We start from the raw sequence: 226 nt of genomic DNA, 5'->3' as shown, positions 1-226 counted from the left end.
TTGGGCTATCCGTGCCGCGATTTGCTGCGTGCCTGGATTCATGAACTGGACCCCGACTCCCGGCAACGCGTTGTTGGCAGGGCCGTCAGTGCACCTCGGCCGCCGCAACTGAAGAAGCTGGCGGTCCTCGAACTGTGCACTCGTGAGGGAAGTGCGCAGGTGGTTGCTCAGAAGCTTGGCGTGAGCAGGCCGACGTTGTACAACTGGAAGAACCAGCTTCTGGGAC

1 protein-coding gene is annotated in these 226 nt (G+C 61.5%); it reads left to right on the top strand.

Going from position 1 to position 226, the window contains the following annotated elements:
* A partial coding sequence (locus QN413_RS27275; protein WP_323499667.1) for a helix-turn-helix domain-containing protein occupies positions 1-226 on the top strand: 226 nt, incomplete at both ends.

It is taken from the genome of Variovorax sp. LG9.2, from assembly GCF_035018885.1.
Classification (GTDB): Bacteria; Pseudomonadota; Gammaproteobacteria; order Burkholderiales; family Burkholderiaceae_C; genus Variovorax.
This window is presented reverse-complemented; position numbering and strand designations above follow the sequence as displayed.